The organism is Aeromonas sp. 600282 (assembly GCF_049175755.1).
Taxonomy (GTDB): Bacteria; Pseudomonadota; Gammaproteobacteria; order Enterobacterales; family Aeromonadaceae; genus Aeromonas; species Aeromonas veronii_A.
This window is the reverse complement of record NZ_JAAKVR010000007.1, coordinates 14,164-39,762: the sequence shown is the minus strand read 5'-3', so window position 1 is coordinate 39,762 and position 25,599 is coordinate 14,164. Positions and strand designations below refer to the sequence as shown.

At 59.9% G+C, this 25,599-nt stretch carries 26 protein-coding genes; 10 read left to right on the top strand and 16 right to left on the bottom strand.

The window, feature by feature from the left end; genetic code table 11:
- Positions 1 to 44: 44 nt before the first annotated feature.
- Genes G5137_RS08695 through zur form a run of 3 tightly spaced genes read right to left on the bottom strand, consistent with a single transcriptional unit; the run spans position 45 to position 1,189 of the window.
- Positions 45 to 275 carry a hypothetical protein gene (locus G5137_RS08695; protein WP_160882368.1) on the bottom strand — a complete coding sequence of 77 codons (231 nt, stop codon included), beginning with the start codon at positions 273 to 275 and terminating at the stop codon, positions 45 to 47.
- 4 nt (positions 276 to 279) lie between these two features.
- The gene (locus G5137_RS08690; protein ID WP_005343179.1) at positions 280 to 741 is read right to left on the bottom strand and encodes a chemotaxis protein CheX; all 462 of its coding nucleotides are present in this window, start codon (positions 739 to 741) and stop codon (positions 280 to 282) included.
- Complete coding sequence (zur, locus tag G5137_RS08685; protein WP_160882369.1) at positions 731 to 1,189, bottom strand: zinc uptake transcriptional repressor Zur; 459 nt, start codon at positions 1,187 to 1,189, stop codon at positions 731 to 733. Before zur ends, G5137_RS08690 begins: the two co-directional genes overlap by 11 nt.
- Before the next feature lie 137 nt (positions 1,190 to 1,326).
- Between zur and dusA the strand changes: the two genes are divergently transcribed.
- The gene (gene dusA, locus G5137_RS08680) at positions 1,327 to 2,313 is read left to right on the top strand and encodes a tRNA dihydrouridine(20/20a) synthase DusA (RefSeq protein WP_042062963.1); all 987 of its coding nucleotides are present in this window, start codon (positions 1,327 to 1,329) and stop codon (positions 2,311 to 2,313) included.
- Positions 2,314 to 2,382: 69 nt separating this feature from the next.
- On the opposite strand, the gene G5137_RS08675 is transcribed toward dusA, so the two are convergent.
- The gene (locus G5137_RS08675) at positions 2,383 to 2,697 is read right to left on the bottom strand and encodes a hypothetical protein (RefSeq protein ID WP_227341416.1); all 315 of its coding nucleotides are present in this window, start codon (positions 2,695 to 2,697) and stop codon (positions 2,383 to 2,385) included.
- A 118-nt stretch (positions 2,698 to 2,815) separates the two neighbouring features.
- A complete protein-coding gene (locus G5137_RS08670) occupies positions 2,816 to 4,420 on the bottom strand; it encodes a peptide ABC transporter substrate-binding protein (protein WP_266135401.1) in 1,605 nt (534 codons plus the stop codon).
- A 184-nt stretch (positions 4,421 to 4,604) separates the two neighbouring features.
- Here G5137_RS08670 and G5137_RS08665 point away from each other — a divergent pair, with 184 nt between their 5' ends.
- The gene (locus tag G5137_RS08665; RefSeq protein WP_421172380.1) at positions 4,605 to 5,312 is read left to right on the top strand and encodes a ParB-like protein; all 708 of its coding nucleotides are present in this window, start codon (positions 4,605 to 4,607) and stop codon (positions 5,310 to 5,312) included.
- Positions 5,313 to 5,522: 210 nt separating this feature from the next.
- Complete coding sequence (locus G5137_RS08660; RefSeq protein ID WP_005335785.1) at positions 5,523 to 5,951, top strand: DUF2753 family protein; 429 nt, start codon at positions 5,523 to 5,525, stop codon at positions 5,949 to 5,951.
- An 18-nt stretch (positions 5,952 to 5,969) separates the two neighbouring features.
- Here G5137_RS08660 and G5137_RS08655 read toward each other — a convergent pair whose 3' ends face one another.
- Positions 5,970 to 6,719 carry an enoyl-CoA hydratase-related protein gene (locus G5137_RS08655; RefSeq protein WP_216960808.1) on the bottom strand — a complete coding sequence of 250 codons (750 nt, stop codon included), beginning with the start codon at positions 6,717 to 6,719 and terminating at the stop codon, positions 5,970 to 5,972.
- 90 nt (positions 6,720 to 6,809) lie between these two features.
- On the opposite strand from G5137_RS08655, the gene G5137_RS08650 reads away from it, so the two are divergent.
- The 3 genes from G5137_RS08650 to G5137_RS08640 all read left to right on the top strand — a co-directional run bounded on the left by G5137_RS08650 (position 6,810) and on the right by G5137_RS08640 (position 8,699).
- Complete coding sequence (locus tag G5137_RS08650) at positions 6,810 to 7,259, top strand: copper chaperone PCu(A)C (RefSeq protein WP_216960811.1); 450 nt, start codon at positions 6,810 to 6,812, stop codon at positions 7,257 to 7,259.
- Between the two features lie 95 nt (positions 7,260 to 7,354).
- A complete protein-coding gene (locus tag G5137_RS08645; protein WP_421255234.1) occupies positions 7,355 to 7,987 on the top strand; it encodes a TIGR04219 family outer membrane beta-barrel protein in 633 nt (210 codons plus the stop codon).
- A gap of 31 nt (positions 7,988 to 8,018) precedes the next feature.
- Positions 8,019 to 8,699 carry an SDR family oxidoreductase gene (locus tag G5137_RS08640; RefSeq protein ID WP_216960813.1) on the top strand — a complete coding sequence of 227 codons (681 nt, stop codon included), beginning with the start codon at positions 8,019 to 8,021 and terminating at the stop codon, positions 8,697 to 8,699.
- A 92-nt stretch (positions 8,700 to 8,791) separates the two neighbouring features.
- On the opposite strand, the gene G5137_RS08635 is transcribed toward G5137_RS08640, so the two are convergent.
- On the bottom strand, positions 8,792 to 10,516 hold the full coding sequence (locus tag G5137_RS08635) for a proline--tRNA ligase (protein WP_216960816.1): 1,725 nt from the start codon (positions 10,514 to 10,516) through the stop codon (positions 8,792 to 8,794).
- A 276-nt stretch (positions 10,517 to 10,792) separates the two neighbouring features.
- Here G5137_RS08635 and rlmD point away from each other — a divergent pair, with 276 nt between their 5' ends.
- The gene (rlmD, locus tag G5137_RS08630; protein WP_021231744.1) at positions 10,793 to 12,145 is read left to right on the top strand and encodes a 23S rRNA (uracil(1939)-C(5))-methyltransferase RlmD; all 1,353 of its coding nucleotides are present in this window, start codon (positions 10,793 to 10,795) and stop codon (positions 12,143 to 12,145) included.
- Positions 12,146 to 12,224: 79 nt separating this feature from the next.
- Here the strand turns inward: rlmD and G5137_RS08625 are convergent, their stop codons facing one another.
- Genes G5137_RS08625 through G5137_RS08615 form a run of 3 tightly spaced genes read right to left on the bottom strand, consistent with a single transcriptional unit; the run spans position 12,225 to position 15,704 of the window.
- The gene (locus G5137_RS08625; protein ID WP_213389298.1) at positions 12,225 to 12,794 is read right to left on the bottom strand and encodes a PqiC family protein; all 570 of its coding nucleotides are present in this window, start codon (positions 12,792 to 12,794) and stop codon (positions 12,225 to 12,227) included.
- Positions 12,791 to 14,440, bottom strand: coding sequence for an intermembrane transport protein PqiB (gene pqiB / locus G5137_RS08620; protein WP_005335774.1), 1,650 nt, complete (start codon positions 14,438 to 14,440; stop codon positions 12,791 to 12,793). Before pqiB ends, G5137_RS08625 begins: the two co-directional genes overlap by 4 nt.
- Positions 14,433 to 15,704, bottom strand: coding sequence for a paraquat-inducible protein A (locus G5137_RS08615; protein ID WP_042081548.1), 1,272 nt, complete (start codon positions 15,702 to 15,704; stop codon positions 14,433 to 14,435). Before G5137_RS08615 ends, pqiB begins: the two co-directional genes overlap by 8 nt.
- 176 nt (positions 15,705 to 15,880) lie before the next feature.
- Between G5137_RS08615 and hfq the strand changes: the two genes are divergently transcribed.
- On the top strand, positions 15,881 to 16,240 hold the full coding sequence (hfq, locus tag G5137_RS08610; protein WP_005335772.1) for an RNA chaperone Hfq: 360 nt from the start codon (positions 15,881 to 15,883) through the stop codon (positions 16,238 to 16,240).
- 132 nt (positions 16,241 to 16,372) lie between these two features.
- On the opposite strand, the gene G5137_RS08605 is transcribed toward hfq, so the two are convergent.
- The 6 genes from G5137_RS08605 to G5137_RS08580 all read right to left on the bottom strand — a co-directional run bounded on the left by G5137_RS08605 (position 16,373) and on the right by G5137_RS08580 (position 23,883).
- Complete coding sequence (locus G5137_RS08605; protein WP_201998107.1) at positions 16,373 to 16,963, bottom strand: HAD family hydrolase; 591 nt, start codon at positions 16,961 to 16,963, stop codon at positions 16,373 to 16,375.
- Positions 16,964 to 17,029: 66 nt separating this feature from the next.
- Complete coding sequence (locus tag G5137_RS08600; RefSeq protein WP_216952069.1) at positions 17,030 to 18,133, bottom strand: EAL and HDOD domain-containing protein; 1,104 nt, start codon at positions 18,131 to 18,133, stop codon at positions 17,030 to 17,032.
- 4 nt (positions 18,134 to 18,137) lie between these two features.
- Positions 18,138 to 19,778 carry a diguanylate cyclase domain-containing protein gene (locus G5137_RS08595; protein ID WP_421255233.1) on the bottom strand — a complete coding sequence of 547 codons (1,641 nt, stop codon included), beginning with the start codon at positions 19,776 to 19,778 and terminating at the stop codon, positions 18,138 to 18,140.
- Positions 19,779 to 20,031: 253 nt separating this feature from the next.
- A complete protein-coding gene (locus G5137_RS08590; protein ID WP_421255232.1) occupies positions 20,032 to 22,047 on the bottom strand; it encodes an exoribonuclease II in 2,016 nt (671 codons plus the stop codon).
- 86 nt (positions 22,048 to 22,133) lie between these two features.
- Positions 22,134 to 23,033 (bottom strand): LysR family transcriptional regulator ArgP, encoded by a 900-nt coding sequence (locus tag G5137_RS08585; protein ID WP_421255231.1) that lies wholly within the window; start codon positions 23,031 to 23,033, stop codon positions 22,134 to 22,136.
- A gap of 199 nt (positions 23,034 to 23,232) precedes the next feature.
- A complete protein-coding gene (locus tag G5137_RS08580; RefSeq protein ID WP_266135413.1) occupies positions 23,233 to 23,883 on the bottom strand; it encodes an acyl-homoserine-lactone synthase in 651 nt (216 codons plus the stop codon).
- 62 nt (positions 23,884 to 23,945) lie between these two features.
- Between G5137_RS08580 and G5137_RS08575 the strand changes: the two genes are divergently transcribed.
- The gene (locus G5137_RS08575; RefSeq protein ID WP_216952064.1) at positions 23,946 to 24,728 is read left to right on the top strand and encodes a LuxR family transcriptional regulator; all 783 of its coding nucleotides are present in this window, start codon (positions 23,946 to 23,948) and stop codon (positions 24,726 to 24,728) included.
- A 194-nt stretch (positions 24,729 to 24,922) separates the two neighbouring features.
- Positions 24,923 to 25,534, top strand: a complete 612-nt coding sequence (gene lysE / locus G5137_RS08570; RefSeq protein ID WP_421255230.1) for an L-lysine exporter — start codon at positions 24,923 to 24,925, stop codon at positions 25,532 to 25,534.
- Positions 25,535 to 25,599: the final 65 nt, after the last annotated feature.

Genomic DNA, 25,599 nt, shown 5'->3' with positions numbered 1-25,599 from the left:
AGCATCTGCTGGCCTCTTCTGTTTCTGCCGGATCCGTTACCGGATCAGATTTGCGGGCCTGCTGGCTTGGGTTTGCCATCCAGACCATACCAGTGGGTTTCTACCCGTCCGGCATGCCACTCGAAGGTGCCCCAGGGCTGTTTGGTTTCCCAGCGCGGGAAGTTGATGAGAACCCGGTTATCTTCGTACTTGTAGAGGGAGGTGCTGATCTGAATGTCCGACAGGATCAACAGTAGTGCCCAGCAGATGAAAATCCATTTCAATGCTTTCCACATAGGATTACTCGAAGCAAATTTCGATAGTGGCGCGACCGAAATCGGATTCGAACGGCATCATTATCTTGGTGCCATCGGCCCTGTGGGTGATGGTGTGGTTGGGGCCGGAGACGATGATGGGGGTCGCCATGTCAAACTCGTAGCCCTTCTCGCCCAGCATCCGCTTGGCACCGCCGGTCACCATGTTGGTGATTTCACCGACCATGTCGGTCACCTCTTCATTGATGGAGGCGGGAGCTTCCCCCAGCATGCGACGCATGATCTCCAGCGCCAGCCCCTTCTCGAAGCTGATGGAGAGGGAGCCGCGGGTCTGCGGGCCGACCATGCCGATCAGACCGGAGACGTCGCCGCGTGCCAGCTCATCCATCTTGCGTTTCGGTTTGCCCGGTTTTAGTTCCAGCTGTGCCATGGTCGAGAGCACATTGAGCAGAGATAGCAGGAACGGATTTACAAAATCAGCCTTCATGATGACTTCCTACAGTGGGCGTACAGCGAGCACATTGGCCATGTGCCTCTATTGTCTTATTGGTAATCGTAAAGCCATGCAAGTGGGCCTGCTCGGAAAACGCGCTATCTATTGCACTATCGTGAAGTTCGACCACATCCCCGCACTCGTCGCAGATCAGCAGCTGCATCGGGTGAGCGTGATCGAAGTGGCAGCAGAAGATAAACGCGTTGAGCGATTCCACTTTGTGAGCAAAGCCCTGTTCGAGCAAAAAATCGAGTGCCCGATAGACGGTTGGCGGCTTGGCATTGGCTTCGGTTTGTTGCAGCTGGGCCAACAAATCATAGGCGCTGATGGCGTTGCCGTGTGCCGCCAGCAGGCGAAATACCTGACGTCGGGTCGGGGTGAAGCGGATCCCTCGCTGTATACAGAGTCGCTCGGCTCGTTGTAAAAGTTGGTCTTGATTCATGATCGCGCAGATACCCTTTCTATTAGCCGGATACTATCACAGGGCCTCGCATGGCGCGGCGACAAAATTCATTTTCTGGGGCTGCTTCACGTTGTGATAAAATCCGCCCCTTTCTTTAGCCAACCCGGATGATTTTTATGCAGGCGCAGCGTTTTTCCATCGCCCCCATGCTGGACTGGACTGATCGGCATTGCCGTTACTTTCATCGACTGATGAGCCGCCAGACCTTGCTCTATACCGAAATGGTGACCACCGGCGCCATCATCCACGGCAAGGGGGATTATCTGGGTTACAGCGAGCAGGAGCACCCCATCTCCCTGCAGCTGGGGGGCAGCAATCCGGCCGATCTGGCGCGCTGTGCCAAGCTGGCCGAGGAGCGCGGCTATGACGAGGTGAACATCAACGTCGGCTGCCCCTCCGATCGGGTGCAAAACGGTCGCTTTGGCGCCTGCCTGATGGGCGAACCAGCGCTGGTGGCGGACTGCGTCAAGGCAATGCGCGATGTGGTCGATATTCCGGTGACGGTGAAGACCCGTATCGGCATCGACGATCAGGACTCCTACGAATTTCTGCAGACCTTTATCGAACAGGTGCGCGATGCCGGTTGCGATACCTTTATCGTCCATGCCCGCAAGGCGTGGCTGAGCGGCCTGAGCCCCAAGGAGAACCGCGAGATCCCGCCCCTCGATTATCCCCGCGTCTATCGGGTCAAGCAGGATTACCCGGAGCTGACCATCGCCCTCAACGGCGGCGTCACCTCCATGGAGCAGACTCTGGAGCACCTGCAACACGTCGATGGCGTCATGATGGGGCGTGAAGCATATCAGAACCCCTACATTCTGGCGCAGGTGGACAATCTGGTGTTCGGCCAGAACAACGCCGTGCCGAGCCGCCACGAGGTTGTGCGGATGATGCTGCCCTATATCGAGCAGGAGCTGGCCAAGGGCAACTACCTCTCCCATATGACCCGCCACATGCTGGGGCTGTTCCAGAACATGCAGGGGGCTCGCGCCTGGCGCCGCCACCTGAGCGAGAACGCCTGCAAACCGGGCGCCGGTATTCAGGTGGTGCTGGATGCCATGGCCAAGGTGCCGGAGTTTGCCAGCAGCGAGACGGCCGAATAAGCCGCTTTGTCAGGGCAAGAACCACAAAAAGCGCGTCAATCGACGCGCTTTTGGTTTTTCTGGTCAGGGTCACCCTGATGTGTTGTCAGAAGTCGTACTGTAGTCGTGTATCTCTCCGGGGCGCGGAGTAAAACGTGGATCGCCATCTTTGTATTCACGAACAAGCTGCATGGTCTTGCAGAAGCTGGCCTGCTTGTCGTACTCCTGCCGGGCAAGATCGATGGCCCGCTCGGCCCGGCGTCGCTCCATCTTGTCAGACTTGCGATCACTGAACTGTTGCTGCTGATGCAGCATCCAGCCGACAAACTCTTGCTGGCATTGGGATTCGCTGTTGGCCTGTGCAGGCAGGGTCCACAACAACGAGAGCAGTATCAAATAACGCATGTCTGACTGGGTATTGAAGATTAATTGAACAGAAGGGGCGGCATTTTAGGCTGGAAATCGGGGTGTTAACAGTATCAATAGCGAGGCCCTGCGGGGCCTCGCATCGTTGTGGCCGGTGTCAGTGTTTGATCAGGTACAGCTGGCGGCTGTAGGCCACATCCTCCGGGTTGTTGATGGGGTAGCCCTTGAGCCATGGCTTGATGAGGCGGGCATTGGTGTACTGGTAGATGGGGGCTATAGGGGCCTGATCCAGCAGGATCGCTTCCGCCTCGCCAAACAGCTTGCTGCGGCTGGCGGCATCCTGAGTGCTGGCCGCCTCTGCCAGCAGCTGGTCATAACGGGCATTGGCAAAGCCTGCCATATTGCCGCTGTGACGGGAGCCCCACAGGCCGAGGAACGCTGACGGGTCGTTGTAGTCAGCGACCCAGGAGGAGCGGATCACCTCGAACTGACCGCTCTGGCGGCTGTCGAGATAGGTTTTCCACTCCTGATTGGTCAGCTCGACCTCGGCGCCCAGCTTCTGTTTCCACATGCTGGCGATGGCCAGCGCCATCTTCTTGTGAATTTCCGCGGTGTTGTAGAGCAGGGTCAGCTTGAGTGGCTTGCCCGGGCCGTAACCGGCCTCCTTGAGCAGGGCCTTGGCCTTGCTGTCCAGCTCCGGCTGGCTGCTGGTGGAGAGCAGGTTGGCGGCTGGGGTGAAGCTGGCGGTTACATCCGGAGTGAAGTGATAAGCCGGTTTCTCGCCAGTGCCGAGCACCTTGTCTGCGATCAGGGCGCGGTCGATGGTGTAGGAGAGCGCTTTGCGCACCCGCACATCGTTCAGTGGCGCCTGTTTGGTATTGAAGGCGTAGTAGTAGGTGCCGAGCTGATCCGGGGTATAGACCTCATTCGGGATCTGCTGCTTCAGCTTGTCGTACTGCTCCTTGGGGAAGGATTCGGTGATATGCAGATCGCCAGCCAGGTAGCGGTTGGTGGCCGCGCTCTCCTGATTGATCGGCATGAAGATCACCTTGGTCAATACGGTATGTGCCCGATCCCAGTAATAAGGGTTGGGGGTCAGCTCCAGCTTCTCGTTGACCACCCGATGGTTCAGCGCAAAGGCACCGTTGCCCACCAGTTTACCGGGCTGAGTCCACTGGTTGCCGTACTGCTCGATGCTGGCCTGATGGAGCGGCGACAGGCTGGGGTGGCTCAGCAGGTTCAGGAAGTAGGGCACCGGCTGGGAGAGGGTCACCTGCAGGGTGTGATCATCGAGGGCCTTGACCCCCAGCTCGCTGGCAGGCAATTTGCTAGCTACTATCTCGTCCACCTTGTCGAAACGGGCCAGTTGGGCAAACCAGGCGAAGGTGGCCGCCTCTTTCGGATCGACCAGTTTGCGCCAGCCGTAGACGAAGTCGCCGGCCTTGACCGGATCGCCGTTGGACCAGCGCGCATCCGGGCGCAGATGGAAGGTAAAGAACTGGTTGCCCTTGTTCTCCCAGCTGGCCGCCACTCCGGCAACCGGTTTGCCATCCGGCCCCTGGGTCAGCAGCCCCTCGAACAGATCCCGTAGTACCTGCAACTCCGGCAGGCCGACCAGCTTGAGCGGGCTCAGGCTCGCAGGTTCATCCTTGAGGTGGCGAACGACAATCTGCTCGGCGGCGAGTTGTGTTCCGGCGGGAATATCGGCAGCCTGGACAGCAGCACAGCCCAGCAGGGCCAGCAAGGGGCTCCATCCTTTCATGGGTCGGATCCTTCAAATAGTGTGAAGCGGGGAGAAAACTCGGCGAGAAAATATCGCCGACAGATGGGAAATCATGATATCCCGTTTGCTGGTCTGACCGCCAGCATTCGACTCTCACTCCCAATCGGGGTAGAAGAGCGTTCCCGGCGTCTGTGCAGTTCAATGTGGTGAGGAGTGTCAAACGATGAAAGCATGGTTAGTGCTGGCCTGTGTGTTGAGCCAGGGTGCCTGGGCGTTGGCCCCGTGCCAGAGCGACACGGCGGTGGGCAACTGGTGCGAGATCGGCATCGATGCCTTGCACCCGACTCAGGGGGGCGTCGGCCAGATCCAGGTCGATGAGACCCAGGCCACATTGGCGGACATGAGCGCAAAGCAGCTCGACAAGTTGATGAAAAAGAAAGAGATCCCCGTGGTGATTGCGCCGGATGGCAGCTACTGGCTGGTGGACAGGCACCATCTCACCAAGGCGTTGTGGCAGCAGGGCGTCAAGGATGCCCGGGTCAAGGTGATTGGCCGTCTGCAGGACAAAGCCAACTTCTGGAGCCAGATGCAGAACAATCATTGGGCCTGGCTCAAGGATGAGAAGGGACAGCCGCTGACCCCGGAGCAGTTGCCGACCAGCATCGACAAGCTGCCTGATTACCCCTATCGCACCCTCGCCGGACTGCTGCAGAATGCGGGCTACTTTCGCAAGGACAAACGGGTCTATTTCGTCGAGTTTGCCTGGGCCAGCTGGCTCGGCAAGCAGATGCAGTGGATGCCGGTAGACAGCACCAATCTGGCGGCCCGGCTGCAACAGGCCAAACGGCTCGCCTGCGGCAGCGATGCCAGTGACTTGCCCGGTTATCCCGGCAAGCAGTGCAGTCTCAATCAGTCCAAAACCGCACAGTGAGCGGATAAGTGATGGCGGCATAATAAGGAATGCAGCAGAAGGGCGACCCCGGGGTCGCCCTTCTGCTGTCTGGTGGTGATCGAGCGTCACTCATGGCGGTCATGGCAAGGTTGCCAAGGGCGGGAGAGATCCTGCACTAACCCTCTGGTTGATATTTATTCTCAATTAGCCATGATAACACTCCCACCATGACGGACTCGGGAGAGCGAGATGACACCGCAAAGTTGGCAACGATACATGCTGGAGGCGGAGCGTGCCTGGCAGGCCGGTTCGCTGGGGGCGGCTATCTGCTTTTATCAGCAGGCGCTGGGGGATGTTTACGAGATGACCCAGGTCGAGTTGACGGAGTTGGCCACCATGCGGGTCGCCACCTGTCACCGGCTGGCCGATTTCTGGCGGGCGATGGATGAGCCGACTTACGAGCTGCGCTACCTGAAGCTCGCCTCCGAGCTGGTGACTGCACTGGTACCACAGTGCCCCAACCGGGAGTGCGAAGCGCTGATCAGCGAACTGGGTTGCTGTCGCGGCGCCCTGCTCGCCTTTCTCAAGCGTCACCCCAATCCCGAGATTGCCCGGCTGATCCAGCTACAGGACAAGGTACAGGGCTGCGAGCTGATCGGCCGCTTTCGCCTCAACTGACCGGGGTTGAGCGATAACTTAACTCCGTCGCTTGAGCTTCTGGGCAATGCGTTGCTGTGCCTCTTCCCCTTGCAGTGCCTGCGCGAAGGCGCGCGCCTCCAGATCGATGACAAAGTGCACCGCCTGTTTAAGCTCCTGCTTGAGCAGCGCCTTGCTCTTTTGCAGCGCCCTGGGCGGTTTGGCCGCCAGCTTCAGCCCCTGCTCGCGGGCAAAGGAAAGCAATCCATCGGCCGCCACCACCTTGTTGGCAAGCCCGAGCCGCAGCGACTCCTCGGCATCGATTGCCTCGGCCAGCAACAACAGCTCGGCTGCCTTGAGATGCCCCACCAGACGTGGCAGCAGCAGGCTGGAGGCAAACTCCGGCACCAGCCCCAGCTCGACGAAAGGAAGCTGCAAGCGGGCGTTATCCCCCAGATAGACCAGATCGCAGTGCAGCAGGATGGTGGTGCCAATCCCCACTGCCGGGCCCGCAACAGCGGCGATCACAGGTTTGGGGAAATCGGCCAGGGTGTGGAGGAACTGCAAGATGGGGTCATCGGGCTCCAGCGAGCTCTTGCCCATAAAGTCGGCCAGATCATTGCCCGCGGTAAAGCAGTCGTGCTGCCCCTGCAACAGCAGGACATGCACCTCCTCATCGACCGCCGCCTCTCGCAGCGCTGCCACCAGTTGCCGGTACAGTTCGGTATTGAGGGCGTTGCGCTTGTCGGGGCGATGGAGGGTCAGGGTGAGCAAGCCATCCTGCCGCTCGGCAATGAGAATGGGGGCCATGTCTAAATCCTTGTTATTGAAAGGTGCACAAAAGGTTTCTGCTGGGGTAACCTTGCTGCCGTTTAACAACATCATAAAAGGATTTCAACCATGTTTAAACGTGCGTTTTATTCTCTGCTGGTGCTCGGTATGACGGCTCCCGCGCTGGCCAAGGTCGAGGCCGTCGACGGCTATGTGCGCCTGCTGCCGCCGGGCACCCCCAACACTGCCGCCTTTATGGTGCTCAAGAATGACGCCGACCAGCCGGTCAAGCTGGTGGCAGCGGCTTCTGCTGCGGCCGGGCGTGCCGAGCTGCACACTCATCTGCACGAAAATGGTGTGATGAAGATGCGTCAGGTCGAGAATATCGAGATCCCGGCCAAGGGCGAGGCGGTGCTGAAACCGGGCAGCCTGCACATCATGCTGTTCGAGGTGGGTACGCTCTCCGAGCAGACTCCTTTCCCGCTCACCCTCACCATGGACGATGGTCAGAAGCTGGAGCTGTCACTGCCGGTGAAGCCGATTGAGCCGATGGCAGAGATGAAGCATATGAAGCACTGACATTTGTCGTCGTTTGTTCAGGATTGACGCTGGGTATTTTGGCTGCACCGAGTAAAATAGTGCTCTTTTCCATGTATGCAAGAGGAAGTGACGTAATGAAAAAGACGCTGATTGCCGGTTTTGTGCTGGCTCTGTGCAGCCAGAGTGCCATGGCCGCTGACGACTGGCGTTTTGCCGCCGGTGCCGACGTATGGGCAGCCAAGGGCAGTGGTCAGGCTTATGGCACCAGTGCCGATGGCAGCTATGACGACAGCTACAACTGGAACGGCTATCTGCAACTGGAGCACGGCATCATCCTCCTGCCGAACGCCAAGTTTGAAGTCTCCGATTTCAGCACCTCCGGCGGCAACTTCAAGAACGACCTGACCGCCTACGATCTGAGCCTCTACTACCGTCTGTTCAACAACGATCTGTTCAAGATCGATCTGGGTATGACCGGTCGTCACTACGATGGCGAGCAGGTCTATGTCGGTCGCAAGGGCTATAACGAAGATACCCTGATGGCTTATGCCGTCAGCGAAGTGAAGATCCCGGGCACCGGCATCGCCTTCTTCGGTGATCTGCGCACTCACGATGCGGACAACTATGACTACCGTCTGGGCGGTTCCTACAAGTTCTCCTCCATGCCGATCAAGCTGCGTGCCGGCTGGCGTGAAGCCAAGGTCGACTTCGACAACGTTGACCAGCGTATCGATGGCTGGTTCATGGGCGGCGAATTCACTTTCTAATCTGACCGTCAACTGACGAAGAGGAGCGATAATGGGCCACATCATAGTGACAGGTGCCGGTTCTGGTCTGGGTCGGGCGCTGACCATAGGTCTGGTTGAGCGGGGCCACCAGGTCTCCATGATGGGGCGCCGTTATCAGCGACTGCAGGAGCAGGAGCAACTGCTCGGCAGCGCGGTGATCGGCATCGCCGCCGATCTGGCGCACCATGAAGAGGTCGATGTCGCCTTCGCCGCTGCGGTGGAGTGGGGCGGGCTGCCCGACATGGTGATCCACTGCGCCGGGGTGGGTGAGTTTGGCCCGGTCGGTGTCTATACTGCCGAGCAGATCCGCCGGGTGGTGGAGAGCAACCTTATCTCCACCATTCTGGTGGCCCAGCAGACGGTGCGGCTTATCGGCGACAAGGGCGGAGTGCTGGCCAATGTGCTCTCCTCCGCCGCGCAGGTGGGCAAGGCCAACGAGAGCCTCTACTGCGCCTCCAAATGGGGGATGCGCGGCTTTCTCGAATCCTTGCGCGCCGAGCTGAAAGGCTCGCCACTGCGGCTGGTCAACCTCTACCCGAGCGGGATCCGCAGCGAATTCTGGGACAACTCGGATCACGTGGACCCGAGTGGCTTCATGACTCCGGAAGATGCGGCGGCCTATATGCTCGACGCACTGGAAGCCAGAAGCAGCTGCCACGTGACCGATCTCTTTATCGGTCGCAACGAGTAGGCTCCTTGCGGCAATCCTCTTTGCTTTAGAAGAGAAGACAAACAAAAAGCGCGCCATTGGGCGCGCTTTTTTATATCGGGAAGAGGGTGGGCTTAGCGGCCCAGCTTGGCCTTGATCATGGCGACGATATCGCTGATGGCCACTTCCTGCTTCTCGCCGGTGCGGCGGCACTTGTACTCGACCACGCCGTTATCCATGCCGCGATCGCCGATGACGATGGCGTGCGGGATGCCCAGCAGCTCCATGTCGGCGAACATCACGCCCGGGCGCTCTTTACGGTCGTCGAACAGCACGTCCACACCGGCCGCTTTCAGCTCGGCGTAGAACTGCTGTGCCTGCTCGGCTACGCGCTCGGATTTGTGCATGTTCATCGGCACGATGGCCACTTCGAACGGAGCGATGGCGTCCGGCCAGATGATGCCGTACTGGTCGTTGTTCTGCTCGATGGCGGCGGCCACCAGACGGGAAACCCCGATACCGTAGCAACCCATCTCCATGGTGACGGACTTGCCAGCTTCGTTCAGCACGCTTGCCTTCATTGCTTCGGAGTACTTGGTACCCAGCTGGAAGATGTGGCCCACTTCGATACCGCGCTTGAGCAGCAGCTTGCCCTGGCCGCACGGGCTCGGGTCGCCTTCCACCACGTTGCGCAGGTCGGCAACTTCGTAAGCGGTGATGTCGCGATCCCAGTTGGCACCGGTCAGGTGGAAGCCGGTTTCGTTGGCGCCGCAGACGAAGTCCGCCAGATGGGCAGCGCTGCGATCGACGATGATGCGACCGGCAAAGCCGACCGGGCCGATGGAGCCTGCGTCGCAACCGGCGGCAGCTTTGATCTGCTCGTCGTTGGCGAAGGTCAGCGGGTTAGCCACGCCAGCCAGTTTCTCTGCCTTGATTTCGTTCAGCTCGTGGTCGCCACGCAGTACCAGCGCAATAACGGCCTGCTTGCCGTGCTCATCTTCCTCTGCCAGTACCAGCAGGGTTTTGGCGATGGCGGTCGGTGCCACGTTCAGGAAGGCAGCCACTTCGTCGATGGTGTGAACATTCGGGGTGGCAACCTTGGTCAGGGCTGCGGTGGCGGCAGGGCGCTCACCAGCCGGTGCCAGTGCTTCGGCCATCTCGATGTTGGCGGCGTAATCGGAGCTGTCGGAGAAGGCGATCAAGTCTTCACCGCTCTCGGCCAGCACCTGGAATTCGTGGGAACCGGTACCACCGATGGAGCCGGTATCGGCCTGCACCGGACGGAAGTTCAGACCCATGCGGGTGAACGCCTTGCAGTAGGCGGCGTGCATCTTCTCGTAGGTATCGACCAGAGACTCTTTGTCGATGTGGAAGGAGTAGGCATCCTTCATCAGGAATTCGCGGCCACGCATCACGCCGAAACGGGGGCGCACTTCGTCGCGGAACTTGGTCTGGATCTGGTAGAGGTTGAGTGGTAGCTGCTTGTAGCTGTTCACTTCGTAACGTACCAGCGCAGTGATCACCTCTTCGTGGGTCGGGCCCAGCACGAAGGGACGGTTGTGACGGTCGGTCAGACGGCACAGCTCGGGACCGTAGTCATCCCAGCGGCCTGACTCCTGCCACAGCTCGGCGGGTTGTACCACCGGCATGGAGACTTCGACGGCACCAGCATTGTTCATCTCTTCGCGAACAATGTTCTCGATTTTCTTCAGTACCCGCAGACCGGTTGGCAACCAGGCATACATGCCGGAGGCCAGTTTACGGATCATCCCGGCGCGCAGCATCAGCTGGTGGCTGACAACTTCAGCGTCGGAGGGGGTTTCCTTGAGAGTGGAAAGCAGATATTGGCTGGTACGCATCGCGGTAGACCTTAGCTAGAACGGGCGCGGGGCCCAGGATAATTTCAAGGGCGGAATTTTAACAGGCTGGGCGTTATGGCCCAAGGGCTAAATTTGCCGCAACCCGAAAGGTGGCCACGCCCGGCAGATGACCAGGGGCAATGACCATTGCAACAAGCAGGCTTTTTATGCCTGCAATTTGGCCGGATCTCCGCTAAACTCTGCCACCTTTTCTCGATGGGCATGGCTCTGCCGCGTTCATCCCCCCCCCCATTTTTAGTACTTTTGGAGCCGCTCATGCCGTTAGTGGGACATCAACACCAGATCGAGATCCTGGAACTGACCGACAAAGGAGATGGCAAAGGACGCCTGTTCGATCGCCCCCTGTTTGTCGAAGGTCTGCTGCCCGGTGAGCAGGCGCTGGTGGAGCTGACCGAGGTCAAGCCGAACTATCTGCACGGCAAGGTTGCCGAGCTGCTCCAGCCCTCTGCAGATCGGGTTGCCGATTTCTGCCCCAACACCGAGTGTGGTGGCTGTCAGGTACGTCCGCTGGCCTATCCGGCCCAGCTCAAGCTCAAGCAGGCACTGGTGCAAAGCGCACTGGAGCAGGTCGGGCTGGGTGACACGCCGGTCAAGGATATCCTTGGCATGGAGAGCCCGTTCGCCTATCGCAACAAGGCGCAATATGCGGTGCGTGGCTGTGACGCCGGTGCCGAGATCGGTTTTTATCGCAAGCACTCCCACGATCTCATCACCGCCGATGACTGTGCGGTGCAGGATCCGCTGCACGTGGAGCTGAACGCCCGGGTACGCAACTGGATGCGCGCGCATGACATCGCTGCCTATGACGAAGTGAACCACAGCGGCTGCGTGCGCAACCTGATGACCCGCAAGGGCTTCAAGAGCGGCGAGCTGATGGTGGTGCTGGTCACTTTGGGTGAGGAGCTACCGTTCGAAGCCGAACTGTTGGCAGCCCTGAGCGATCTGCCGGTCACAACCTTGGTGCAGAACATCAACGATGAGCGCACCAACCGCATTCTGGGCGCCACCAACCGGGTGCTGCTCGGCGAAGGGGTGATCCGCGACAAGATCCATGAGCTCGAGTTCGAGATCTCGCCGCTCTCCTTCTTCCAGAACAACCCGACCCAGACCGATGTGCTCTACTCCAGCGCCCTCGAGTATGCCGAGCTGACCGGCAACGAGACGGTGTTCGACATCTATTGCGGTATCGGTACCATCTCCCTGTTCCTGGCTGGCAAGGCCGCCAAGGTCGTCGGGATCGAGTCGGTGGAGAGCGCCATCAGCGATGCCCGCCGCAACGCTGCCCTCAACGGCATCGAGCACACCGAATTCCACGTTGGCAAGGCGGAGCAGCTGATGCCCGAGCTGCACGCCCAGGGCGTGACCGCTGATGTGGTGGTGATGGATCCGCCCCGCAAAGGCTGTGACAAAGCGGTGCTGCAGACCCTGGTCGCCATGGCGCCCCGTCGTCTGGTCTATGTCTCCTGCAACCCGCAGACCCTGGCCCGCGACCTTGCCTGGCTGGTCAAGCAGGGCTTCGTGCTGGACGAAGTGCAACCGGTCGATATGTTCCCGCACTCCATGCATGTGGAAGCGGTTGCCCGCCTGAGCCTGCCTGCCAAGGCATAAGTCGCCCCCGACTCTTGCCCATAAAAAAACGACGCCAGCTGGCGTCGTTTTTTTATCTCTGCAATCGGCGGATGGGCGATTAGCTGGCGCTCTGGCGCACCTCGGCGGCGATCTGGTCGAGCAGCAGTTGCCAGCCCTGACCCAGTTCGTTCACCAGTGCGTTGTAGCCATCGGCTGGCAGTACCCGCTCCTGACGGAAGGGGGCATCGCGCAGCACGGTGCCATCTTCCGCCAGCAGGCGCCAGCGGCCGCTCAGCACGGCGCTGCCGTCATGACGGCCCTGAAAGCGCTCCACCAGAATGGTCAGCACAGGCCCCTTGCGGGCGCCATCCTGCCGTACCACCCAGCCCGGCAGGCGGGTGGAGAGGCCATTGAGGGTGAGCTGGTTGAGCTGATCGTCCAGCGCACCGGCCCAGCGATGGTACTCGGTGAAGTGGAGCTCTTGCCCTTCCAGCTGATAGACCAGACTGATCCGGTCGAGCTGGCTGGCCAGCGCCACCGGGCGCAGCACCAGTTGGTGCTGCGGTTGGGCCGGGGCCGTTACGGGTTGCTGGTTGTCGGCATCGAGCGAGTAGTAGTGCAGGCTTGGCTGGCTGCTGCAACCCGCCAGCAGGCCCAGCAGGGCCAGCGTCAGGATCTCTTTTTTCATTGTTTGCCTCGCTTGGGCTCAGGGTCCGATGGATGCGCGCGATCGAAGATCAGCGAGCTGGGCTGCTCGTTGAGGGAGTGCACCAGCGGCTGCAGTTCGCGCATCAACTGATTGAGGGTCTGCACCGACTGGCGCAGGTCCTGATTGGTCTGCGACTGGGCATCATAGGCCTGCAAGGTCTCCTGCAACTGCTTGAGGCTCTCGTTGAGCGAGGCCGGCAGCTGCTGGGTGGAATCCTTGGCAGTGAGCTTGTTCAGGTTGGCGCTGACTGCACTGATGTTCTTCAGGGTGCCATCCAGGGTGGTGAGTGACCCGTTGACCTTGGTCAGGGTGGTCGCCATGTCCATGTCGACAAACTTGTCGAGGATGAGGTTCACCTTGCGCTCGATCTGATCCAGCCCGCCCTGCACGGTGGGGAAGACCTGATAACCGGCCAGCTTGGCCTGTTCGAAACGTGGCGCGTCCGGATAGAAGTTGAGGTCGATGATCTTGCCGCCGGTCAGCAGGCTCGAGGTCTTGAGGCTGGCACGCAACCCCTCCTTGAACTGTTTGCCGAACAGGGCACGCCACTGATCCTTCTCCGCCTTGGCATAGCGGTGGGAGAGGCGCTGCACCTCGATGCGGGCCAGCACCGGGATCTGGCGGCTCTTGAAGATCTGCACGCCCTTGTCCTCGATGAGGTAGGGGGCGGAGATGACGGTACCGACCCGAATGCCGCGATACTGCACTGCCGCGCCCGGGTGCAGGCCACCCACGTTGTCATCGAACAGGAAGACGTAGTCGATGAACTGATCCAGACTACCGGCCAGCACGCTCGCCTCATCCTGGAACAGGGTGAACCCTTCCATCTGTTTGACCGGTTCGCCAGGCGCCCAGCCGGGTGGCAGACCCATGGTGATGCCGCCATCGATCAGGCTCTCCAGCGAATCCATCTTCACCTTCATCCCCTCGCTGCTCATGGAGACCTCGAAGCCCGGGGTCATCCAGAAGCGGGAGTTGCTGCTCACCAGAATGTCATAAGGAGCGTGGATGAAGATTTGATACTGCATCTCGCTCTTTTCCGGCAGGAACTTCGCCTCTTCCACCTGACCTATGGTGAAGCCCTGATAGTTGATGGGTGAGCCTTCCCCCAGCGCGCGGGTGTCGCGACTGCTGAGGGTGAGGCGCAGCCCCTTGGCATCGAGGGAGGCGAGCGGCGGTTTGTCGAGCATGGCGTATTCGTCCCGCGCCCGACCTTTCTTGCCGGGGGCGAGCTCGATATAGGCGCCGGAGAGCAGGGTGCTTAGACCCGATACCCCTTCACGGCCCACTCTGGGCTTGACCACCCAGAACTGGCTGTCACCGCGCAGCATGCCGGAGGCGGCATTGGTCAGCCGTCCTTTCAGCACCGCATGGCTGTAGTCATCGCTCAGCTCGACGGCCTCGATGCGGCCGACATCCACTTCGCGGGAGCGGATCACCGTCTTGCCGGCGACTATGCCCTCGGCAGTGGCGACTGTCAGGGTGAAACTGGGGCCCTGGGAGTACCAGTGCTGGAACAGCATCCAGAGACCGATGAACAGCGCCAGCAGGGGCACCATCCAGATTGCGGCGGCAGAGCTCAGAAAGTCAGAGCCCGGTTTCCACCTTTTTTTACGCTCACTCACGTTCGCGTTCTCCTTGTTGTAAATCCCAGATCAGGCGGGAGTCGAAACTCATGGCGGCGACCATGGTGATCAGCACCACACCAGCAAATGCGACGGCCGCAGGGCCGGGGTAGATAGTCATCAGATTGTCGAGCCGGATCAGGCCCGCCAGAATGGCCACCACGAAGACGTCGATCATCGACCAGCGTCCGACAAATTCGGTCATGCGATAGAGTTTGAGCTTGCCGAGGGGGGAGGTGACATTGCCGCGCTGCACCATATAGCAAAGCCAGAATAGCGCCAGTATTTTCACCAGCGGCACCACCACGCTGGCGAAAAAGATCACCGCAGCTATGGGGTAGGAGCCCATGGCCCAGAGCAGCACCACACCGCCGAGGATGGTGGAGGGGCTGTCATCACCGAGAAACACTGTATCCATGATGGGATAGACGTTGGCCGGAATGTAGAGAATGGCGGAGGTAAACAGCAGCGCCCAGGTGCGGTTCAGGCCGCCCGGCTTGCGCGCATGCAGCTTGCCCCCGCAGCGGGAGCAGCTGTGGCTACCCACCTCGCTCAGAGCGCCACAGATATGGCAGCCCACCAGACCTGATTCCAGCGCCCCCGCTTCCGGGTCGATCTCCCGCGACTCGGTAGGGCCGAACAGCCGCTGCCACAGCCACATCTGATCCAGTGAGGAGATCATCTTGATGAGCAGCACGGTGTAGCCGACGAAAGCCCAGAATGACAGCCCCATCTTGATGTCGGCCATTCCCATCAGCTTGACCAGCGAGATGAGCACCCCCACCAGAAAGACATCCACCATCAGCCAGGGTTTGATCCGGCAGAGCAGACGGCCGAGGGAGCGCAGGGCATTGCTGTGCAGATCTTTATCGACCCGCCACAGCACCAGCATGATGGACCCCATATAAACCAGCGGCAGGCCGATCAGGGTCAGGCTCAGTACCGCGCCGAGAAACAGATAGCCCTCATCCACCAGGGTGGTGATGCTCTGCAAAAAGGTCATCTCCTGGCCCACCCCTTTGGCCGAGAAGGACATAAAGGTAAAGGCATTGGCGAGCACGAACATGATGAGTGCCGCGAACCCGTAGGAGATCGGCCGCAACTCCTGCTGTGGCAGGTGGCGACTCAGGGTGTGTCCGCAACGGGGGCAGCAGCTGGCCTGTCCCACCTCGAGCGGTGTGGCCGGTATCAGCAGGTCACACTCTTCGCAGGCAGTGGCATCATGGACATAGGTGGTGTGGTGTTGGTGTGAAACCGGATGCAAGATAAAACCCCAGATAAGGCCCATGGTGGAGCCAGAGCTGGCGATTATCGCAGTTGTGCTGGTCAGCGACCAGCCCCCGGAGGCCGCTATTGCTGGCGGGAGTGAGAATGACTTTGACAAGCCAGTGCCCATTTAGCACAATCAAACGCCACTTTTTTTCCGCGGGACAATAATTTATGACAACTGAATCCCCAAGCTACTCCACGATTGAGCAAGCCTTCTCCCTCGGGAACGGGCAAGATTCTGCCCTCAACTGGTTGCGCAAGAACCGCAGTCAGGTCGCTATCTTTCTGGTGAGCGGCATCAAGCTCGAAGGCACCATCAGCGGGTTTGACCAGTACAGCGTGCTGCTGACCGATGCACACGGCAACCAGCAGCTGGTCTACAAGGCCAAGATCTCCACCATCGCCATGCACACCGGCCGTCCGCAGGTGAACATCCAGCGTGCTCGCAAGCCGCGTGTCTCCATGGCGCCGCGCCCCCATGGTGCGCCGGGTCGTTATGACGACAATCAGGGCGGCGGCAACAACGAGTAATCGTCTGCCCCGCACTCCCCGTTGACGCGCCCTGCGTCAGCGGCTGACGGAACCTGCTCTCATTTTCATTCATGTCCCGTATGAGAGCCGGTTCCGGTTATCGCCCCTTGCAGGGCGATATTTTTTTACGCACTACGCGGTTATGCCGACCGGTTGACCCTCTTTGACCATGCAGGTCTGCATACCCGCCGCCTCTCCGGCCTGTACCCCGATACCGGTATCTTCAAACACCAGACAGCCTGATGGCGCGACCCCCAACTTGCTGGCGACCAGCAGGAAGGTGTCCGGATTGGGCTTGTGCAGCTCCACATCGTCTGCGGTGACTACCACTGAGAAGTAGCGATCCAGCCCGGTGTTGCGCAGCACCGCTTCGGCGTTGACACGAGGCGAGCCGGTGCCGATCCCCATCGGGATGACGCCATGATAGCGCTCGACCAGCGCCTGCATGGCCGGAAACACGGTCGCCTTGTGCAGGTTGGCCACATAGTGGGCGGTCTTGCAGCGGGTGACTTCGAGCGGATCGAGGGGGATCTGCTGCTCCTGTGCGACCAGCAGGGCGATCTTGCGGCTCGGCATGCCACCCAGCTCATAGAACCAGTCGGCATCGAAGTGAAAGCCAAACTCGCGGGCGGTGTGCTCCCAGGCGGCGAGGTGCAGCGGCATGGAGTCGACCAGGGTGCCATCAAGGTCAAAGACCAGGCCTTGGAATCCGGAAAGAGTCATGGTGCGGGGTCTGTCTCTGAAAAAAGGGAGCCCATTCTAGCCAGTGGCTCCCCGCCTCGCCATCACCTAGCAGGTGAGAAACGCTTGCCCCCACATTTGCGCCTGAAAATAGACGGGGGTGAGTCTGGTCGGGTCGAGCTGGTATTTCGGTGCCAGCTGCTCCAGCAGGGCCCAGTTGCCCTGTTCGTAGGTCCTGACCAGCTGGAACAGGTGGAACAACGGCCCTTCGTGCCGCTCGATGGCTCGTTTTACGTTGTTGGGCAGGTGGGCCTTCAGCGACTCCGATAGCAGGGAACCATCGAGTACCAGCCCTACCAGAAAAGCCCAGCTTGCTTCGCGTTTGTCTAGGGCGGTGAGGGCGATAAGTTCACAGAAGCGACCGCGAGCGATGGCCATCCGGGTAGAGGCCTCCGGCATATGCTGGCTTACCCTGGCTAGGCCGTTGATCAGCACAAACTTGCGGATCTCCTGCTCTCCCAGATAGGAGAGGGCGCGGGAAACCGAGGTGATGGGGGCGGCATGATCGAAGCCGGGGGCGTTGACATAGGTGAGTAGCTGGCCCGGGAGCAAGGCATCCTGCTCCAGCAGGCGGGCCACCTGGGCAAAGGAGAACTCCTCGTGGCAGATGAGCTGGAGGATCTGCTGCACAAGTGCCATGTCGGGCTGGGTGGCACGCTGATTGACCAGCTCGGGGCGGGCGAGAAAACCACCGGCAAAGAAGTCGACTCCGGCCTCTCGCAGCGGGAGAAAGTCTTCCCAGGTTTCGATATCGAGGGCCATCCGCTTGTGTTCGGTGGGCTGGCAGATCCCCTCTTCGCCCATCCAGAATACCAGCAGACGGCTGGCACCGAGCCAGCGTGGCTCACGGCTGACCCCGTGTACGGCAAGCCGGCGTCGACTGTCTCGCCACTGTTCCAGCACCGGAAAGGAAGCTGGTAGCCGTTCGCTGGAGGCTTCGACCAGCGGGATCGCATCCTGATCAAACAGCAGGGGGCGCTGTTCATCGAGCTGTTCGTGGGTGAAGGGCACCAGATATTGGCGCCCTTGTGCCAGCAGGCGGCAATGTTGTGCCAGCGAGGGCCACTCGTCCGGTGAGCCGAGCAGATAATCGATGCCGTAGGCCACCAGGGCCAGGCGGCGATTGAAGATGGGATAACGACGCAACAGCATGGGATCACCGATAGGCCAGAGTGCGCGCCCGTCCTTGAGACTTGGCGTGGTAGAGCGCCTGATCGGCCTGTTCGGTCAGACTCTGCCATGCCTCGTTCAGGGAGGGAACCAGATAGCTAAAGCCTATGCTAACCGTAATGAAATCAGCAACCCGCGAGGCGGGATGGGGCAGTTTTAATCGGGTTAGGCCATCATGGATCCTCTCGGCCAGTTGTTCGGCCTCACCGGGTTGGGGGGCGCAGAGCAGGATGACGAACTCTTCTCCGCCATAACGAGCCACCAGATTGGTAGAGCGTCGCTCGGCCTCCCGCAGTACTCGGGCTACCTGCTGCAGGCACTCATCCCCCTTGGTATGACCGAAGTGATCGTTATAGGCCTTGAAGTCGTCGACATCGATCATCAATACCGCCAGCGGATTTTGGGTGCGCCGTGCCCACTCCCATTCCCGTTGCATGGTGATGTCCCACTGGCGCCGATTGGCGATACCAGTCAGAGGATCTTCCAGCGAGAGCAGGGAGAGGCGGTGATTGGCCTCCTCCAGCGCCCGATTGGTTTCGGCCAGTTGCATGGTGCGTTCGGCAACCCGCTCCTCCAGCTCGCGATTGAGCCGCTCCAGCTGCTCCTGGGTGCGCTGGCGGATCAGTAACTGTGACAGGATGGCGGCGTACTGTTTGAAAATCTCGCTCTGATAAGCCTTGAGTGGTCGGTGACAGAGCAGGTTGTCGGCGGCGATCCAGCCGATGGGAGTGGTGCCATCCCACAGCGAGACCATGGCGTTCCAGCCACGACCTACCTGCTGTTTCTCGTAGTAGAGGGGGGTATCTTCCAGCACCAGCACGTAGTCCTTGCGCCTGAGCGCCTCTTGCACCGTGGGGTGCTCCGGAATGGGACTGACAAAGTCATGTTCGTCTACCAGCTCTCCCTCTTCGCTGGTGCCCCAGGTGCCGCGCATGGTCTTGCCATCGGGTTCGATCAGGAAGATGGCGACCCGATCGAACTGCAGCTCCTTGCGGGCCAGAAGCACGGCGTCCCGCAGCAGATCGTTCTCGCTGCGGCTGCGGGAGAGGGTGACGCTGACCATGTGCAGCGCCTGCAACATGGTGAGAAAAGAGCCCTGCAGCGCCTGACTCTGCACCAGATCGGTCTGGGTATGGAGCCGCTGATCCCGCTCCTGATTGACCTGGCTGGATAGCAGGTGGTTGCTCAATTCGGCGGTCAGATAGTGGATCTGCAGCTGGATCCCCTGACGCTGGCGTGCAGAGAGGCGGTCGATACGGCGGTGGGTCTCCAGATAGATGACCCCTTCCAGATTCATATGGCGTTTGAGGGGGAAGCAGGCGCGTAGTCGTTGCTGGGCTGGTTCGACATTCTCACAAGAGTCCGGCGGCTGGTAGATCTGCTCGATCACCAGTTGCCCCTTGTCCATCGCCTTGTCGAGCAGATGGTGGGGCAGGGTCAGTTGACCGAGATGGGCGAGATCAAGCGTAGTCAGCCCCTTATCGAGCTGAAAGCTGTAGAGCTGCGGTTCGGGGGCTTTTAGCCAGAGGTAGAGGCGTTCGGCATCGGTTTTTTCACGGATGGTGGCGAGGCTCACTTCGCATAACTGAGCGAAGTTGGTGAAGTGTTCCGGGTCCCATTCCTGCATACCAGCATCCCTTGGATTGTACCCAAGCGAGTATAAACATATTTCTCTTTGATTAATATGTCAGAAAGGAGAGGTGTCGCACATATTGGTTGCATTCCACGTTATGCGTGGAAACATTCACTGCTTTTACTGCCAACTGTGGCGAAAACTGTGCGTAGTGGCGCCACTTGTGGCAGCGTGTATGGCAGATGCGGGGCAAAAAAGAGCCCGCGCAATGGCGGGCTCTCGGGCAGATGAGATGACTCTGTGCGGCTTACTCAGCCTTGGGGGCTACGTCCGCAGGTGTGCTCTCGGCGACCGGGGCTTCCGGTGCCGGACCCGGTACCAGATCCACAGCCGGTTTGGCGATAAGGGAGCGGGTCTCTTCCACCGCTTCGGTCAGCTTGACCTCGATGATCTGGCCGAGCTCGTAGACCACCTCAGTCTTGTCCAGATAGACGCGACCATTGTCCCAGTTGCACTCCAGGCGATCCTTGTTGTCGAGGATATGACGGGCAGGCATGAAGACCACGGCGCCATTCTCCTGCAGACGCAGCTTGAGGCCAGCACGCATCACGTCGATGATCTCGGCGTTGAACACCTTGTCGGTGCCAGCGGCGGCTTTCAGGTAGCGAACATAGAGCCAGTCGCCGATGTCACGCTCCACCATGCGGTGCAGGCGGCGGCAGGCGGTCAGGTGCTCGGTGAGCTCGGTGCTCGGGCGCTCACCCGGGGTCTTGCCGGCGATGACGGCTTTGAGCAGACGATGGTTGACCATATCGCCGTATTTGCGGATCGGGGAGGTCCAAGTGGCGTAAGCATCCAGACCCAGACCGTAATGGGCGCCCGGTTCGGAGGACATCAGCGCATAGCTCTGGAAGCGGCGGATCTTGCCATCCAGCCAGCGGGTGTCGAGGTTGTCGATCCAGCGGCGCAGGGCGCAGAAGCCGGAGAGGCTGGCGATCTCGTCGCGCTCGAACGGGGCTTCGGCGCTTTTCAGCAGGTCGATGGCGCCGTCGAGGGACTCTTCGTCAAAGCCGGTGTGAACGTTGAAGATGCCGTAACCGACGCTCTTGCCCAGCACGCGACCGGCGCAGATGTTGGCGGCGATCATCGACTCTTCCACCATGCGGTTGGCGATGCGGCGCGGCTCGACGTGGATAGCCAGCACTTCGCCATTCTCGCCCAGCTCGAAGTCGTAGTCGGGACGATCCGGGAATACCAGCGCATGCTCGGTGCGCCACGCGATGCGTGCTTCGGTCATCGCCTTCATCAGCGGCAGCTGGGCCAGCACACCTGCGTCGATAGCCAGCTCTTTGCCATGCTCAGCCCAGTCGGAGACGTCGTCATAGTTGAGACGGGCGTGGGAGCTGATGCGGGCGGCGAAGAACTCGGTTTCCTCCAGCAGCAGACCATCTTCGGCGATCAGCAGACGGGCGCACAGGGTGTTGCGCTCCTCGCCCTCTTTCAGGGAGCAGAGCTCGTCGGAGAGGGTGCGTGGGATCATCGGCACGTTGCGGCCCGGCATGTAGACGGTAAAGGCGCGCTGGGCGGCCTCTTTGTCCAGCTCGCTCCCTTCGGCCACATAGGCGGTCGGGTCAGCGATGGCGACCAGCAGCTCCCAGCCGTTGTCCAGCTTGGTGATGGCCAGCGCATCGTCCATATCCTTGGTCTTGGCACCGTCGATGGTGAAGAAGGGGACTGCGGTCAGATCGCGACGGGGCAGCTCTTCCTCTTCGATCACCTTCCACTCCGGCAAGTCAGCCGGCTCGACCTGGGCCAGATTGTGGCGCGCCAGCACCACCCACCAGGGCACATTGTGATCTTCTTGGGCGGCGATCTTCTGGATAATCTCGGCAGAGAAGTTGCCGTCGACCAGCGCATGGCGCTTGAGGGTCGCCACCACCCAGTCACCTTCCTTGAACTCTTTCTCATCCAGACCCTTCTTGACGCGGGCCTTGATGGCATCCTTGATCAGCGGATGGTCGGCAACCACGTTGAGGCGGTCACGGAACATCTTGACCCGGGCCACGAAGCGGGTGACGGACTGCTCCAGCAGGGTATCCGGCTCGGCCACTTCCTTCTCTTTTTCGGTGCGGATCAGGGCGGTCACCCGGTCACCGTGCATCACCTTCTTCATGTAGGGAGGCGGCACGAAATAGCTGGTCTTCTCATCGACTTCCAGAAAGCCGAAGCCCCGGTCCGAGGCGCGGATCACACCCTCTTTCTTCGGGATGTTTTCGCGGATTTGTTGCTTGAGCTGGGCCAGCAGCGGATTGTCTTGGAACATAAATGGGGAACCTGAGTGGAGACCTGATGAAGAAACGCCCAGCACTATACGTTTTTAGCCCTGCAAAGCCAAGGTGAATGGCCTGATCAGCGTGGTTTCAGAGAGCTGCGGGCATAGTCGATGAGCCGTAAAGAGAGCTGTTTGTGTACCCCTTTTTCCAGTACCCAACGGTGCCAGTAGAGTCGCTCCGTCAGGATGCGCTCTGGGCTGAGGTTGACCAGTGAGCCACTCTCCAGTTGTCTCCTGATCTGTAATTCCGGGATAAGACAGTAGGCCACTCCCTGTTCGGCCATGGCGACAAAGGCCTCCGACGAATGAACCGTATGGCAGGGGTAGCCGCCAGGCTCCAGCCCGAACTGCTCCCTCATAAAGCTTACATGCATGTCATCTCGCTGATCGAACGCTACTGCCGGTGCCTTGGCCAGTGCTTCCCGGGTCAGACCGCGAGGAAAATGGCGAGCCACAAAGGCCGGGCTGGCGGTGAGCAGATAGTTCATCTCACCCAGCTCGTCGACACAGCAACCAGCCAGCGGTTGGGGGCTCAGGCTGACCGCGCCGAAGGCCTGTCCCTCGCGCACCTTGTCGAGGGTGCGGCACTCGTCATCCACCAGCAGGTTGAGTTCGATGGGATGCTGCTCAAGCAAGGGAGTAATCGAGGGCAGAAACCAGGTGGCCAGGCTGTCGGCATTGACGGCGATACTGATCCGGATGGGTGCTTGTGGTGTGGCGGGAGCCAGCTCACCAGCCAGTTCCAGCTCTAGCTGGTGGACCTGACGATAGTGTGCCAGCAGCTTCTGGCCGAGCGGGGTCGCTTGCAGCGGCTGGCTGCGGATGAGCAGCGGCTCGGCAAACTGCTGCTCCAGCTGCTTGATCCGCTGGGAGATGGCCGACTGGGTGATATGGAGCGACTTGGCCGCCCGCTCGAAGTTCTGTTCCTGCTGTACCGCATCCAACGCCCGCAGCAGTTTGTAGTCCAGCTCTTTCATCTTCCCTCCCTTGCGTTGCTTCTGGGCTGACTCTACGTCACTCGGCAGGGGACAACAATGAGTGGTGACAGGGACGTTATGCTGTGATTTCTGACAGTAGTGATCAGGTTGTTGAGGGAGGATACTGCCCGCTGATCCGTGGGTTAGCCTGCGGGCTCATAGCGATCTGTTTATCCCGGGTCTGTTTTCCCGGGATTTTTTATGACTGCGCTGTCAGCGCCCTTGATGGTTGCTGCAGTAGAATGTGGCTGGTTTGATAGTGGCCCAGCAGAGGTTGGCCAACGGCACGGGCGAAACGTTCATCCAGATGGAAGCGGATCCCCACCCCGCGCACGGCCCCCAGATCCACCGTCTGGCGGTGACCGAGCCGCTCGATGGGCAGTCCGAGACGACGAAAGATGCGCTCTACCGGCAGGCTGACGACAGCGACCAGCTCCCGGATCCCGTGAGCATGGGCGAAGGCATAGACTTCGCGAAAGATAACGCAGGTGAGCTCGCTGACGCCATTGACCATCCGCGGAGCACGGCTGGCATCGATGGCTAGACGGGTCAGTTCCCAGACATCGGGGGTGCGTGGTGCACTTTCACCGGCAAGGGCGGTGGGGAAGATGGTGGGCAGCATATAGGCATCGGCACAGTTGAGCAGGCGAATACAGCCGCACAGCCCTTGTTTATCCTCGATCAGCACCCAATGGGTGTCTGGCGTATCAAAGCTGTCACGCTCGAGTCCCCGATGGGACTCTACATCCCAGCCGAGCCGGTCGGAAAAGACGCGATTTCGAAAGCGATAGAGTTCCTCCTCTACCTCATTTCGTGGATGCTCTCTCAATTTTCCTTTGAAAACCAACATTATGGGCCCTCTGTCTTGCTATTCGCCGTTATAATCACATGTCTGGCCAAGGGGGCTTTCATATGAAAAGAGACCAACTGCTTGAGTATCTCGAACATTTCACTTCGGTGACGGATGGCAACCGTCTGGCCGAGCTGATCGGTCACTTCACGCTCGGGATGGGCTACGACTACTACCGCTTCGCGCTGATTCTGCCGATGTCGATGCAAAGACCCAAGGTGGTGCTGTTCAATCACTGCCCTGACTCCTGGGTGCAGGCCTACACCGAAAACAACATGCTGGCATGTGATCCGGTGATCCAGCTGGCGCGCAAGCAGACTCTGCCCATCTACTGGAATCGCCTCGATGAGCGAGCCAGTTTTCTGCAAGAGGGAAGCATGGATGTGATGGGGCTGGCAGCCGAGTTCGGGCTACGCAATGGCATCTCCTTCCCCCTGCACGGTGCAGCCGGGGAGAACGGGATCCTCTCCTTTATCACGTCCGAGCGGGCCTCGAGCGATCTGCTGCTGGAGTCGTCGCCGATCCTCTCATGGATGTCGAACTACATCTTCGATGCCGCAATCCGGGTGGTGCGTTTCAGCATGATGGACAGTGCGGGCAAAGAGCCCCTGACCGAGCGCGAAACCGAGTGTCTGTTTTGGGCCAGCGAAGGAAAGACCTCCTGCGAGATAGCCTGCATCCTCGGCATCACGGAGCGCACGGTCAATTACCACCTCAATCAGGTCACCCGCAAAACCGGCTCCATGAACCGCTACCAGGCCATTGCTAAGGGGGTGGGGACCGGCTTGCTGTTGCCCAATCTGGAGCAGGTGGTGGTCACCAATTTTCCCCGAGTGTTGCAGTAGTCCGAGTCTCACATGCCACAGATTCTCCTGCTGCTGTATGAGGGTCACAATTGTCAGATCCGGTAATTGACAAGGGATTGAATAGAAAAGCTTCATCATTAGCAAAATGAATGAACCAGTAAATCAATGAATTTCTAAGAGGGAACAGGGCTCGCTATAGTGCCGTTCATTCATCACTTCGAACGGAACTTTCCATGCTGCTGACCACGACCCTGCAAGGCTTCACCATAGGTCTTGCCATGATCATCCCCATCGGCGCCCAGAATGCCTTTGTGCTGAGCAGAGGCATCCATCGCAATCACCATCTGCTGAGCGCCACACTCTGCAGTTTCTGCGACCTCATTCTGATCGCTATAGGGGTATTTGGCGGAGCCAATCTGCTGGCTGCCAGCCCGATTGGCATGATGCTGCTTACCTGGGGCGGCGTGCTGTTTCTCGGCTGGTTTGGTGGCCGTTCCCTGCTCAGTGCCTGGCGCGGTAAGGGGGAGGGACTTGCCGAGTCTGCTCAGCAGATGGGGGCCAAAAGCGTGCTGGCGATGACGCTGGGAGTTACGCTGCTTAATCCCCACGTCTATCTCGATACTTTGATGCTGCTCGGCTCCCTTGGCAGTCAGGTGAGCGAGTCCCTGCGTCCGGCCTTTGCTGCGGGGGCCATGCTGGCCTCGCTGGTGTGGTTTTACTCGCTTGCGCTGGGAGCGGCCGCATTGGCGCCCTGGCTAGCGCGAGGAGGGGTGCAGCGGGGGATCGATCTGCTGGTCGGCATCATCATGCTGAGTCTGGCTATTCAACTGGCCATAGGACGTTGAGGAAGTTAAGGCTGCAGGAATGAGCGACCGGTAACAAAAAGATGCCACTCGCAGGGAGTGGCATC